The sequence below is a fragment of the Formosa undariae genome (assembly GCF_042427615.1).
Classification (GTDB): domain Bacteria; phylum Bacteroidota; class Bacteroidia; order Flavobacteriales; family Flavobacteriaceae; genus Formosa; species Formosa undariae.
The window spans coordinates 1-13782 of the sequence record NZ_JBHMEZ010000003.1 but is presented as its reverse complement, the minus strand read 5'-3'; the positions used below and the strand labels follow the sequence as shown (position 1 = coordinate 13782).

The 13782-nt window shown below is 31.7% G+C and carries 14 protein-coding genes and 1 pseudogene; 2 read left to right on the top strand and 13 right to left on the bottom strand.

What is annotated here, in order from left to right; translation table 11 throughout:
* The first annotated feature begins 71 nt into the window (after nucleotides 1–71).
* A complete protein-coding gene (locus ACFFVB_RS03475) occupies nucleotides 72–689 on the top strand; it encodes a TetR/AcrR family transcriptional regulator (RefSeq protein WP_382381208.1) in 618 nt (205 codons plus the stop codon).
* A gap of 159 nt (nucleotides 690–848) precedes the next feature.
* Here the strand turns inward: ACFFVB_RS03475 and ACFFVB_RS03470 are convergent, their stop codons facing one another.
* The 6 genes from ACFFVB_RS03470 to ACFFVB_RS03445 form a co-directional block, all read right to left on the bottom strand.
* Nucleotides 849–1721, bottom strand: coding sequence for a hypothetical protein (locus ACFFVB_RS03470; protein ID WP_382381207.1), 873 nt, complete (start codon nucleotides 1719–1721; stop codon nucleotides 849–851).
* Nucleotides 1722–2432: a hypothetical protein gene (locus ACFFVB_RS03465; RefSeq protein WP_382381205.1), complete on the bottom strand. Its 711-nt coding sequence runs from the start codon at nucleotides 2430–2432 to the stop codon at nucleotides 1722–1724. It abuts the gene before it with no gap.
* Nucleotides 2433–2551: 119 nt separating this feature from the next.
* Nucleotides 2552–4297, bottom strand: coding sequence for an amidohydrolase family protein (locus tag ACFFVB_RS03460; protein WP_382381203.1), 1746 nt, complete (start codon nucleotides 4295–4297; stop codon nucleotides 2552–2554).
* Nucleotides 4298–4550: 253 nt separating this feature from the next.
* A complete protein-coding gene (locus ACFFVB_RS03455) occupies nucleotides 4551–4847 on the bottom strand; it encodes a hypothetical protein (protein ID WP_382381201.1) in 297 nt (98 codons plus the stop codon).
* Between the two features lie 178 nt (nucleotides 4848–5025).
* Nucleotides 5026–5553, bottom strand: coding sequence for a DUF6933 domain-containing protein (locus ACFFVB_RS03450; protein ID WP_382381199.1), 528 nt, complete (start codon nucleotides 5551–5553; stop codon nucleotides 5026–5028).
* A 28-nt stretch (nucleotides 5554–5581) separates the two neighbouring features.
* Nucleotides 5582–5935 carry a DUF4240 domain-containing protein gene (locus tag ACFFVB_RS03445; RefSeq protein ID WP_382381197.1) on the bottom strand — a complete coding sequence of 118 codons (354 nt, stop codon included), beginning with the start codon at nucleotides 5933–5935 and terminating at the stop codon, nucleotides 5582–5584.
* Nucleotides 5936–6090: 155 nt separating this feature from the next.
* Between ACFFVB_RS03445 and ACFFVB_RS03440 the strand changes: the two are divergent.
* Nucleotides 6091–6247, top strand: a pseudogene (locus ACFFVB_RS03440) (IS110 family transposase); the annotation flags it as partial.
* 369 nt (nucleotides 6248–6616) lie between these two features.
* On the opposite strand, the gene ACFFVB_RS03435 reads toward ACFFVB_RS03440, so the two are convergent.
* The 7 genes from ACFFVB_RS03435 to ACFFVB_RS03405 form a co-directional block, all read right to left on the bottom strand.
* Entirely contained in the window at nucleotides 6617–7105 is a 489-nt protein-coding gene (locus ACFFVB_RS03435) for a hypothetical protein (RefSeq protein ID WP_382381195.1), read from the bottom strand.
* Between the two features lie 149 nt (nucleotides 7106–7254).
* The gene (locus ACFFVB_RS03430; RefSeq protein WP_382381193.1) at nucleotides 7255–8232 is read right to left on the bottom strand and encodes an alpha/beta fold hydrolase; all 978 of its coding nucleotides are present in this window, start codon (nucleotides 8230–8232) and stop codon (nucleotides 7255–7257) included.
* Nucleotides 8233–8624: 392 nt separating this feature from the next.
* Nucleotides 8625–9356 carry a M23 family metallopeptidase gene (locus ACFFVB_RS03425; protein WP_382381191.1) on the bottom strand — a complete coding sequence of 244 codons (732 nt, stop codon included), beginning with the start codon at nucleotides 9354–9356 and terminating at the stop codon, nucleotides 8625–8627.
* A 4-nt stretch (nucleotides 9357–9360) separates the two neighbouring features.
* Nucleotides 9361–10074 carry a hypothetical protein gene (locus ACFFVB_RS03420; protein ID WP_382381189.1) on the bottom strand — a complete coding sequence of 238 codons (714 nt, stop codon included), beginning with the start codon at nucleotides 10072–10074 and terminating at the stop codon, nucleotides 9361–9363.
* 500 nt (nucleotides 10075–10574) lie between these two features.
* Nucleotides 10575–11237 carry a hypothetical protein gene (locus tag ACFFVB_RS03415; RefSeq protein ID WP_382381187.1) on the bottom strand — a complete coding sequence of 221 codons (663 nt, stop codon included), beginning with the start codon at nucleotides 11235–11237 and terminating at the stop codon, nucleotides 10575–10577.
* A 310-nt stretch (nucleotides 11238–11547) separates the two neighbouring features.
* The gene (locus ACFFVB_RS03410; RefSeq protein ID WP_382381185.1) at nucleotides 11548–11967 is read right to left on the bottom strand and encodes a hypothetical protein; all 420 of its coding nucleotides are present in this window, start codon (nucleotides 11965–11967) and stop codon (nucleotides 11548–11550) included.
* A gap of 339 nt (nucleotides 11968–12306) precedes the next feature.
* The gene (locus ACFFVB_RS03405) at nucleotides 12307–13416 is read right to left on the bottom strand and encodes a lipase family protein (RefSeq protein WP_382381183.1); all 1110 of its coding nucleotides are present in this window, start codon (nucleotides 13414–13416) and stop codon (nucleotides 12307–12309) included.
* Nucleotides 13417–13782 lie beyond the last annotated feature (366 nt).

The following is a 13782-nucleotide window of genomic DNA, read 5'->3' as shown; positions in this document are numbered from 1 at the left end:
GTATTTCACACGCGCTTTGTTTTATTAATAAATACATATTTTTACAATTTACTATCTGAATAGAATGCACTATGACTAGAAAAAAATACCAAGGCGAAATCAATGATAAGGAACGGTCTAAGCAAAAACTTATAAATGCTGTAGGGAAAATTCTAAAAACCAAAGGGTATACTGGGTTAACGGCTACGAATATTGCAAAAGCAGCAGGTTTAAGTCGACGTCTTATTAGTACGTATTTTGATTCGGTAGATGATTTGGTAGAAACTTATGTGAGAAATAAGGATTATTGGACCGCAGCTTCAGGGAAAGTGGAAGACATGCTGAAAGACCATGATAAGAGAGATACTAAAAAAATGATTGATGAGATTCTTCAAAATCAGCTAGAGTATTTTTACAATAATACCGAAATGCAGAAAATTATATTGTGGGAAATCAGCGAAAAATCACAAATTATGTATGATGCTTGCGAAGAACGCGAGCGCCTAGGCTCTAAAGTCTTCGCGTTGGCCGATAAAGAGCTTGAGGGTAAAGACATACGTGCGGTATCGGCTATATTGGTCGCAGCGATTTATTATATGGTGCTTCATGCAAAATCGACCGACACCTTATTTTGCGAGATCGATATCAATCAGCCAGAAGGCATGCAACGCATTAAAAATGCCATTAGTTCTATCCTTCAGAAGTCGTAATAAAATATTGATATCGTGGAATGCATTGCTGTGAGGACGCTCCTATTTGATTACAAATAAAAGTATTTAGAATACTTAACATTGATAATCGAAATAGCAACTGTTTTGTTAGTAATTATTATATAAACATATATATGTGTGTTTATATATATCAGGCAATCAAATTGAAATATCGTCACTTTTTTCGATAAAATATTTAAATTGCAATACTCTTAAACCATACAAGGTTAACGTCTGTACAGCTGTAATACTTTCATTATTGGAACTAACAACTAGTTCGTCCTTAAAGGATTTAATGAATTTAGCCCATAAATTTCCCTTGGAGTCATTTAGTAAAAAGTAAAACCCACTATCCCCTAATTTCCTTCCAGAAGATGTTAAAATGAGTTCTCCATTTCTCCCAACACTTGGACTTAAAATAACTGTAGCGTTTCCATTTGGTAATGGAAATATCGCTTTAATACAAGTTTGTCCTGAATGTATTATACATGTTTCGTAAACGCCTGAATACACAACCTCTCCTGTTGTTCTAAAAGTCCTAAGCCATATGGTACTTTTAACTTTTCTGCTTGTTGCATCTACTAAATGAATGATTTCACTTTGTAAAGATTTAGAATCTTTTATGTTTTGAAGAGGAACATTTAATTGCTCTATGCGATTGCTAAATAATAGCCGTAACACCACACCAAATCCATAAAAAATAGGATTCCATTTCACTTTTAAATCAAAATCATAATGACTAGTATTTTCATAAAAGTCTATTACATTTTTAGACAGTCTACTTAGTTCTTTCGGTGCTAAATTTAGCTGGCTAATAGAGGTTATAATTCCTTTATTCTTTTTATTATCATCACGTACTAATTGTTCATTTTTAGCCAGTTGATTAATAAAATTTATTCCAATACCTTTTGAGCTTCCAAACGGACCTAGAAGCCAATCATTTTCATTTTTTATAATTTTTATTCCAAATAATATTACCCATTGTTGAGTAATAAAATCTTGAATGTTTTGTTTTTGAATTGCAATTCCCATTTATTTATTTTTAAGGTTAGGAATAAAATTCTTATTTCCTTTCCATGAACCATATTCAGAAATCGGTTTAAAACGTAAAGTTGTAAATTCAAAATGAAAATTCTTTCTTGCTCTCTCTTGCATGGCATTTGAATGTCTTTTTGGATTAGGCATTGTACTATGACCATGTACCATATTGGTCATTTCTTGTTCTGTTTTCCAAATTGAAAAGGTGGAGACTGTATTAGGAAACCTTACTGAAGCTAAGGAAAGTAAAGTTCCTGTGTGGTCACGAACTAATTTCTCAACAGGTTTTCCCCAGCGTAAAAAGCGTGGGATGGCGAAAGGTTTCATTCTAGCGATTGTAACTGCAACAACTGGAGACGATGCGCTTTGCAACTTGGCTTTCTGTTCTGGTATTTTAAAGCCACTTATTCTCCCCCACTCTCTCATAAATTCTAATCGTACATGCCAACCATTTGTCAAAATTTTACCAAATTTATCTTCTTTTAAGTAAGTTTCAAACGCATCTTCACTTTCCCATTGTGCAAATATTGCGACTTGTTTTATAAGAAATCTCGAAGTTGATAAAATGGGCGCACCTAATGTCATTGCAGTCATATATTCAGCATGAACTAAACCTTTAGTATTACTTTTTATTGGGGATGAGAATAATCCTTTTATCGCCAACGCGATGGGTATTTTGACAAGATGATAAGAGAATAAAGTCATATGTATTTTTTAAATAATGAAGTTTTGTGCTACTCTAAAGCGCTTAGTTCTGTAATCTAAATACTAAATTACACTATTTCAATACTAATTAATAGTCACCATTACCTACCATATTTGCCTCACTCCGACTTCATAAAAAACACTTTTTTAATCTTATTGTTTTCTATTTGATAGATGACTGAAGCTTCTATAGTTTTATCTCCAAACTGCACACGTTCATTATCTATAATCTTATTTCCTTGAACAAAGCGACTCGTAAGTTCACAGTGTAAATTAGGGGTGTTGTCAAACAATTTAGAATACTTCGCTCTCATGGTTGCCTTGCCCTTATACTGTAATTGGTCCATATTTGTATAAACCTCCACATCGTCTGCATATGGCTCTAAAAAGGCCTCTATATTTCTTAAGTTATACCCATTTAATTGACGTTGTACTAAGTCGCTCGCAGTATCTTTAAGAATATCATTCGGATTTAAAACCATCCCATTATTTATCACTTTATTTAAAGCGGTAATGTTATTAATATCCTCTATAGGATTTGCATCTAACAGAATAAGATTTGCTTTTTTACCTTTGCTAACCGTTCCAAATTCATGCGCCTTACCAAGAACTTTTGCCCCGTTTACGGTAGATGCCGTCATAATATCCCAAGTACTCATCCCACTTTTATACATGGCTTGTACTTCGGCTAAATATGAAGAGGCATGTAACGTTCCAATATTTCCAGCATCGGTACCCGTTGCGATGAGCACTCCTGCATCCGACAATAGCTTTAAGTTCGTCATCATTATAGATGTTCTTTTATCTAAATTACGGATACTCGCTTCAGACGTCGTGCGCTTTTTATATTTGCTTACCAATACTGTATCTGGCACATGCTTTAAATCTTGTAAAGTCCCTAATTGATACGCATCTGCCTTTTGTAATTCATGTATGCTTGTTTCAGTACTCTGACTATACGTGTTTACATACCCATCTCTAACGAGTAGCGTTGGACTTAGTATGGTCTTGTTTTTCTTTAAAAGTTGAATAAAATCATCGGTTACCAATTCATCAGCGACACTATGTACTAAAAAGTCACAGCCATGTTCTACAGCCAATTGCGCTGTAATGCGTTGTGTAGCATGCACAGCAACTTTTAAATTATTACGGTGGGCTTCGTTTATTATCGCCTTAACCAGAGGTAAACTTTTCTGAGCGCTTTCCTCTAGCGATAACCCATCTCTTCCCACGATATACCAAATCTTAATAAGATCTGGATGATGAGGCAACTGCGCTCTTACCATATTTATACCGTCTTCAACCGTTTTAACTAACGTAAAAGGGGCATCATTCTCTAAGTCGTTGTAGGCGTCAGGTTGGTAAGTGGTTAACAACGGACCAGACATATAAACCGATGGTAAATTGGCAATATTTTTATACGCGTCTTTTTGTTTTAACAGGTTGTAGGTTGCGCCTAAATCGATCACATTGGTAATACCGTTTTGTAAATACCGATGCAATACGACTTCCATATTCTTATGTGCATAATCTATTTCTAAATCGTAAGGCCTTTCAGATCTCAGGTCTATGGCATCTGGACGCGTGTATAAACCACCACTCTGAAAGAAATGAATATGAGCATCTGTGAGTCCAGGAAATACATACTTGCCACTCCCGTCTATAACTTTAGCATCGGCAGGGATTTCTACTTTTGTACTTTTTTTAATATCCGAAATCAAGTCATTAGTAATCACGAGGGTCTGATTCGGAATTAATACTTGTTTTTCTACATCGGCTACAGTGACGTTGGTAATATATGTTTGTGCATTAAGGGAAATAGCAAACGATAAGAACAGAAAAATAAGAAGGTATTTGTATGTCATTTTGGAGGTGTATTAGTTTAGGTCGTAATTAGTAATTTATTTTATACGTTTTATCTATTCTTAATATCGTAATTATTCAATAAATCGGGTAATTAAGGACATAGATGGTTTAGGTTTCTAAATATAACCATAAAAAAAAGCCTACAAAATCAATCGCTTGAAATTGTAGGCCGTATATGGGCGTATTTTGTCATTAACGGAAGTGTTTTACGTTAATTTGTAGTTATTCTTGTTAGTTTATAGATTACGTCTCTTATGCCAGACTTCCTAAAACAGCCAATCCAGCGAAAATAAATAGTAGTAAAATAAGACCGATAAATGAGATTACAAGTCCTGCAATCGCAAATCCTTTAGGGTTTTTAAATACACCTATAAAAGATAAAATTGCTCCAAGAAACCAAATAAACCATCCAAAAAGCGGAATCCATCCTAAAAATAAACCTAGCATCGCAAAAATAAATCCAGCAATCCCAATGCCATTAGATTCATTCTGAGTGATTATATATGTTTGTCCGTGTTGGTTTGTTCTATGGTCTTGTGGTGGCGTCATTTCATTCATATTTTGGGTGTATTGTTTTTTGAACCTAAAGTGGCTCCCCTATTTATATTTATTTTTTGGACTCTTGTAAATGGATGTTCTTAAGATGAATGAGGCGTAACAAATGTGTACAGACCCATGATTAAGCACTAAACTAAGAAATATTTTAATACGGTTTCAGCTACCGTTCTTATTTCATTAATATTTTTTTCATTTCTTCAATCGAATCTGTATAATCAGACATTTTACGTCCTTTTCCAATATGAATAGGACTTCCATTCATGCGATTAGTCAAGTCATTTATTGGCATATTTTCTAATTTACCAAAATCATTTTTCCAAAAATCTAATTCATAAAGTCTTTGGTTTTGAAATCCAGTCGTACTTCGGTCGTTATCTGTTGGCAGAAAATCCAGTCCGCCAATAATTAAATTCAGAGTTTCAAAGTCGGTTAGTATTCCATCAAAAATTAGTTGTCCGAAAAGAGCCTCTTTAAAAATTTGCTCAATGTTGCTCAAATCTGATGATTTTATATCAGTTAGAATTACATTGTATTTGGTCAGTCCGTTTGTGATTAACCAGCATTTTTTTCTGTCAACATAAAATACTGTCGCATTCCATTTTCCAAGAATTCCGGAATCAGTTTTTTGGTCAGTTGTGATCAGTTTTTTGACTAACTTTTCTAACTTTTTAGTTGTATGTATTTTTGAACTAGCCATTAATTATATATGGTATTACCTGTTGTCTTTAATTGTACATTTTTTCAAATAATTTCGGACAAATCACTTTCATAGTTTCAGGTTCTTCCTCTTTCCAAGTAAACTCGAAATTCGGATAATTCCCTTCATTTGTTTTAAAATCGTCAGATAGATAGTCATATAATTCTTTTCCTGTTTTATTTTCAAACGCTGTTAATGCAACATACCAAAAACTTTCAAAGTCATAATATTCTTCGCCTTCTATGAATTCCGAAATTAAACTGTCTGGATTTTCCTTTGCTTTATAATATGTATCTTTCCCTAGTGATATTATCCAATTTCTAAAATATTCAAATCCATCGTCCGAACAACCTCCATTCATTATATATCCAGTACACCACATTTGTCTTGTCCTGAAATATGGCTACAGATTAAAATTGCTTTTAGGCAGATACCATATTTGGTGTTTTATAATCTAAAGATAAATGTAATCTGATTTCGTTGTATAGATTAATTGCATTTTTTGCAACTCTTTTTATGCATATAAACAAAAGTTTATGTCGGGAACTTAATGAGCGAATGGTAAATAAAGGAAAGAGTAAAAAGTTAGCATTAATAGCCGTATGTAATACCCTCACTAAAACAGGCTTTTGCCATAGCCAAATCAGGATTAACCTATGATAATAATTATAGAAGTGTTTTAGTGGGAAATTAATGAGTTTTTACCGCAGTACTTTGTTAGTCATTGTATTTTAGGTTTAAAAGGTTTTCAAATAACTTTTGAGAATTTAGGAAAGTCTCAATTAGATTTTGATATTTTCTTAAATCTTCAAAAATTATATTGTAAATCGATATGTCGAATTCTTTATGGGTCATTTTTATATATTAGCCAACATGTTATATAAAATCAAATATAAACCATAATCAATTATGCCTTCGAGATATTGGCACTTTTATATTGCCGTTATGGTCTTTCTGTTTAAGGTATTATTATAGCCAAATTGGGTGTTTATATAAAAAATAGATAGAACTCTTTTAGCAAGCATGCCATGTTTTTTATTCCGTTTTTAACGAGTATAATTTACTATGTCGTGTTATTAATATCATTCAGATTAAAGAATGTATTTAATTGATTTAAAAAGGAGCTTTTCGGTTTATTTGCATTCAGAATATTATAAAACGGATTATTTACGGATTTGTCAATGAGCTTTCCATTCCTGATTTTCATTATGTGCGGAAACTTATTATAATGCTTTAAACCATATAACGCTTCAGAAATAAATTCAGAGTTATATTCCGATTCAACTTTTTTCCCATTCAGATACACGATTTCAATGCCGTCAGTCAGATTCGGGAGTATATTTTCTTCAATATATTGTTTTGAGTGCTTTCTATTATTGTAACAGAAGAAATTCTTGCCGTTATGTTCATTTAGAAATTCAGCATACCTTTTTTCAAACTTTTTTCTCCGAACATGTTCAATCGGTATACTAATTATTAAAAACGGAATGGCCAGAATAAATAAGGGAATTCCAATTATAAATTTCAGCACGATGTCTTTTAATTTTCTCAATGTATATTAAATTTTACTATTTATCTTTTTGTTTTGAAATTGTCAAATTTAAAAATTTGGCTACTTTCCAAATATGCCAAAACTATTATTAATCAACTGATTATTTATGAGTTATACACATTGTTTTGAGCAGTTTTTTATTCCGCTGTTTAATTTTGTTCTAAAGTTTTGATTATCGTATTTTGAAATTTTTCTGGTTCATCGTGATGAATTTGATGTCCAGAATTTTCAAATAAAAACAAGTCTTTTTGTGGTGCTTTCAGTTCCTTAAAATAATCTTCTGTAATTTCTGTCGATGTTTGAATGTCGTTTTTCCCAACGAAAAAATAAATTGGGCAATTTACTTCTTTTAATGTTTTTGGTAAATCGATATCCATTACTTCGTTCCAAACGGGCGTCCAAGTTTTAGACCATTTTAGAAAACCGTTTTTGAAATCATCACTTGTTACATATTCCTTACCGTCTTTATAAAAAAGCCACTTTCTTAAATAAAATAAGTCTTTGTCAGTTTTAAAAGGAATGTTTACGTTTGCTAATTCTTTACTGGCAGTAGGATTTTCTTTGAAATGAGTTTTCAAAATTTTGAGTAATTCCATTTCACTTTCTAATTGGCTGATAACTGGGTTTACAGCAAAATAGGAATAAAGTAATTCAGGGTGATTTTCAACGATATAAAAGCCTAAAACATTTCCCCAAGAGCTACCTAATAGATATATTTTTTCTTGATTTAATTCCTTTGTTAGAAAACTTATAACTTGATAAGTATCTTTTTCCATTTGTTCAATTGATGGTTGAGTTGGTGAAGGATTTAATTCTAAAGTTTTTCCTGCATCTCTTTGTTCCCATTGGACGATAGTGAATTTATTTTTTAGAATGTTCGTGAAATTGTCAGCAGTATTCATCATTGAACTTCCAGGACCACCCGATAAAAATAAAAGTACTGGCTTGTTTGAGTCATCCGTTTTAATTTCAACAACTTGTTTTATTCCGCCAATTTCAGGTGTTAGCAGAGTGTCTATTTTGATTGAAATGTTTTCAGACTTACTTTCCTTTTTGTTTTGTTCTTTACACCCATATAATTGGAATAAAATCGTAAATATGAATAATAAAATACTTTTTTTTATCATAGTTCAAAGGTCTGTTTAAATGTCTTGTACTGAAATATGGCTACAGATTAAAATTGCTTTTAGGCAGATAACAGATATACCATATTTGGTGATTTATAATCTAAAGATAAATGTAATCTGATTTCGTTGTATAGATTAATTGCATTTTTTGCAGCTCTTTTTATGCATATAAACAAAAGTTTATGTCGGGAACTTAATGAGCGAATGGTAAATAAAGGAAAAGTAAAAAGTTAGCATTAATAGCCGTGTGTAATACCCTCACTAAAACAGGCTTTTGCCATAGCCAAATCAGGATTAACCTATGATAATAATTATAGAAGTGTTTTAGTGGGAACTTAATGAGTTTTACTTGTTTTTTACCACAGTACTTTGTTGTAAAACGTTTTTTCTCACTACTTATATACAATTTGACCTTTTATTGGCTCCCCTTTTTCTATAAATACATCATCTGCGAAATAATTTAAAAATTGCACTGGAAGTCCAATTCCGTTTCCACTTCCTTCCTCATAATTGGGCGTTGTCTGCATATGATAATGTAAATGTGGACCAGTAGAACGGCCACTATTTCCTAGTTTTCCCACTTCTTGACCTTTCTGTACCGTATCTCCTAATGCCACTATTATAGAATTTTTTTGAAAATGAGCCAAAAAAGAAAACTCTCCGTTCAAATGGTCTATTGTTATAAAATTACCAAGAGGTTGATCGGTATTAAAATCTCCAACAACTGCATTGTCATCAATATTATTCATTAGAGCAATAACTTTCCCATCTCCAGGCGCATTTACACGTTCCCCAAAACTATAATAATCTTCATTATTAGTTCCGTCTCCAGTAAAACCTACACCATTTACTTTTTGACCAAAATCCACTCCATATCTTGCCTCACGATTTGAGAAATGATTATTTTCTAAACCTGTTCTACCACCTTGGTTTATAGTCCATTCAATATTAGTTTCCATTTCATTTTCAAATGGCAATTCTAATTCCGTTTGCGATTGATAATTTAAAAAAATGTCTTCATCAAGTTCTCCTTTATCGCTAATTAAAGTATCAGTACAAGATATTGATAATAAGATAAGTGAAGAGAAAAAGATATATATGTTTAATCTTTTATGTTTAATCATTAGTTTAAAATTTATATATTATTCCAAGGTTAATTTGATGCTGTAATTCTCTGTAAGCACTCGGTATTTGAAGCCTATTGTACATAAAATCATAGGTCATTTTTAAATCGAAATATTCCGATAACACATAACCATATTTTAAATTCCACAAAATACTTTGATATTTATTAAGTGATTTAATTGTTCCGCCATTTCCAGTAGCTCTAAACAAAACAAATGGAATAGTCAATTTTGACGTGAGATATTGCTTTTCATTTATTTTATAACCGAATCGACTTGCTACACCAAAAATTTGATGAACAGAAAAATAGTCAGTATTATTATAAAGAAAAGAAACATTTGATTGTGTTTGTAATCCTAAATGTATGGAAAGTGAATTTTTATTATGAATTTGCTTTAAATACGAGAAACTCAAATCTGCTCTTAAATATTCTGCGTTTAAACTCGGTATTCTTTCACTTTTTAATGCTGTTCTGTCAAAAAAGTCTAATTCTATTTCAAATATATTTTGTCTTTTACTTGTTCGTTCAAAGTTTAACTTATAGATAACGTCATTATAATCGTATTGAGATATTGGGGCAAATTCTAAATTTTTTAAAGAACCTGAATTGTAACCTATTGAAAATTCAAGTTGATTCTTTTTTTCTGTAGTTTGAGAATATCCAATCGAAAAAAATAGAACTAAAATGACTGTGGTTAAAGTTTGTTTTATTTTCATTTGAAGTTTCTAAAATTTTAGTCCTAAGTTTAAATCTAAAGGAAATCCAATAGTCAAATTTCCAGTAAAATTGTTTTTAAATTCATATTCCGTACCTGTCGAGATATAGGACTTTGAAGGTCGTTCAAGATTTAAGTCTGGAAAATTTATATAGATAACTTTTCTTGATTGTATGCCTAAAAATGTAGACCATTCATTTGAAATGTTATTAAACAAACTAACTTTGAAGAGATTATCTTTAATTTCGAATTGCGATTCTTCTTGAGCTGAAGCAAAGGCAGTAAAAAAAACATAGAATTATTATTAAGTTTTTCATAGTGTTATTGAATGCAGAGTGTTTTTTTTAAAAATGTTTTACAACGGATTTTTATAAGATTTGTGCGACTGAGAAATCGGAGATTTTTCGGACGTAGCAAATCGCTTGTTGAATTTTTGTCGTTTGTATTAGTTCAAATGTGAGCATAAATTTTATGAGATGTTAGGCACAGTTATTTCGTTAACTATTTAATTACAATTACAGGTGTATATAATTCACAATTATCAAGTTTTATGGAGCTTCCATTTCCGTCATAAAGAATGCAAGAAAAAGTTGCCCTCCAAATATTTTCACAAGATATTTCAGTGTATGGTTGTTTCAGAAATTCCTCTGATTTGAAACTACTATTTGTCTGAAATCCTGAACCATAATGAGAACACCATACTTTCCCATTTTCGTCAATATAGTAAACATAAACCCCATCTTTAACTGGGTCAGTAATACTAGATCGAGGTTTGCCAAAATCTTTTTGCCCGACAGAAAACTGATTAATTATTTCATTTCTATCGCCAGTTTTAGAGCTAATGTAGAAACCAGCAGCAATATAATTCTTTGTTGTCCCTGCTCCATTATTTTCGAAAATATCTACATCTTCAAACATATACTTACAGAAAGTATTTTCACAATCACTACCTAATGAATCAACACCTGAAGCTGAATTAAAGCGATAATCTAAGTTGTCTCCATTTTTATGATCAGTTACTGTCCAATCCTTATAAACTCCATTTATTGTCCCTCGAAAATAGAAAATTGATTCTGAGGGTTCAATAAAAGTCGTTTCTTCTTCGCAACTTAATGCAAAGAGGATGATTAAAGTAATTCCAAAAAGTCTTGTCATGTTTTTCATATTATTAATTTTTGATCAAATTAAATTGTGCCTAACGTTTATGTGTAAGGAAAGTTGCGTGTTTGTGTGCGAGGATTTTCCGAAGGAAAATCAGAAGCTAGCAAACAAAATAACGACCAAACGATTGAACTAAAATAAGCAATGTTTTTTACACGGTGTTACCACACGTTTTTTATTTCTCGTTCCAAATGTCAGATCTACACAACAGTTACGATTTGCATTGGTCAGATTATAGATTTTTAAATCAAAAGTTGTGATATTCCGTTTGATTTATTTTGTTTTTTAGTTCCTTTTCCGTTTGTGAGTTTTGTCATTCTTTACCTAATACTAAAATCACAACTTTAATGATACTATATACACCTCCAAAAGCACCTAAAATTAAAACGGGAATAAATGTTTTTGCTTTTATTGTAGATATTTTTGATTCATTTTTTAGTTTATTTTGTAAAAGCCATTCATCGTGTATTCTGTTGTTTATTATAAAATCCTCTATTTTAGATTTTTCAAATGTTAAGTTTCTTAATCCATCATTAGAATCTAATAATACTTTTAATAATTTTTTCCTTTGCAAAAAATGACAAACAAATAATGCTCTGTGTTCAGATATTTTATGTTTTTTAAAGAAAAAATTAACTACGCCTTTAAATACACCATTTTTTTCTGAGGATAGTAAAAACTCTAGAAATAAGTCTGCAACTTTAGATTCTTTTTCGGTTAATAGTTTATTCATGAGTTTGAGTGAGTTCAAATGTGTGGTAACGTTTATGTATAAGAATAGTTGCGGGTTTGTATGCGAGGATTTTCCGAAGGAAAATCAGACGTTACAAACACGCAATTGCCTTTGTNCAAGTATGAATTTCATAACTAAAAGATACAAAAACTACCTGAAAATTACTTTATAACTGTTTCTAAATATTACTAAAAACTTAAATAGTTATTAGACAGTCTGACGTCTCGTGTATGAGCAGTGGCATGGTTCGTCAAGGACATTTGTAAACAGGTACTTGCCAGAGGAAAATTCGCAGGATTTTCCAAGTATACGAGGACAAGCCATTGCTTATACACATTGTTAGCGGTTCGTACTGTCCCTTTTTAATACCTCATTTATCAAATAGTAATAGGCGTTGGGTTGATGATGTTGCATTAATTTTGTTTTATCATAAGGGAATAATTTATGATAATCCGAATCAGCTTTCAATACATAAATATTTCCTGACTGTATATAATTACTACTATGGTAATATGTAGGACTGATAAATCCTGGTAGCTTTTCTTTAATCTTATTTGAAACCATTTTCCCAAAGTATTTTTGATATTTCCGTTGCGCCTTTTTGGATGGATTAGCTACTTTATTGTACAAAGCCTTTCCCATAATTTTTTTGAAAAATGATTGATTATCAATCCCTTCTTTAACGGTAGCAAAAATATTGATATCAGGAAAGTCTTCCATTGTTTGAACTGTCAAAAAGCTTTCTGGTACCCAATCGTTCGGATTTATAACATTATATCCCCAACCGTCTTGTGTTAATATACTATAATTATTTGCGAAGTATTGGTTGCCAACTTTTGGACCAGCTGAACTATACGTTTTAAAGCGAATATCTTGTGGAATAATTCCTTGTTTTTGTAAATTACTAAAGTACGATGTCATTAGGATAGCTATTGCGCCACCCTGACTGTGTCCCGTAATATAAATATCTTTAATTCCAGTTTGATAACAAGAATCAATTTTCGGTATTATATCTTGAGATAAAAAAGCCATTGAGGTTAACCAGCCTATATGCACTGCAGCTTTCGGGTTTTCGGATAACTCATATTCAAAAACATTATTCTCCGCAATGGTTAGTTTTCCTTTAGCAGAAACCATAGCTGCATAGGCATTTGCTAAAAAACTACTAGGGTCTGCGCTTGTGCCTCTTATACTTATCACAGCAATGCTATCAGTGTTAGTCCATAGCTCCCAAACATTATCTAGACCCATAGGTTGAGAACGATATTTTCTTTCATAGTTAGCAGGATAAGGAATATTCTTCGTTTCAGAGGGATAATAATTCTTGACACTAATGGCAAGCAATTCTTTGTATTCCTGTGGGTTGAATCCCGCTTTAATTTTTTGTGCGGTTGTTTGATAATAGGTAATAGTAAGTATTATCAAAAGTAAAGCAGGCTTAAATTTCATAGTTTTGAAATTAATATTGTTTTAAATAATTAGTAACAAATTCGTGTTTTCGTATGACCGCTAACGTTTATGTATAAGAATAGTTGCGGGTTTGTATGCGAGGAATTTCCGAAGGAAATTCAGTCGCTACAAACACACAACGACCTTTGATTAAGCACTAAACCGCAATTATTTTTATACGGCTTAAGTTAGCATTTTAATAAAAAGCACTAAATTAAGACCTATAAAAAGAAAGCACAAAAGAGAGGAATAAGGTTAATATATACGCAGAGACTACAGATCTCGTCAACATTGAAAACCCCCTCTCTTTTTCTACACAGATTTCGTACAGTTCTATGAGGCTTTAAGACCTCGATTTTAAGTCGT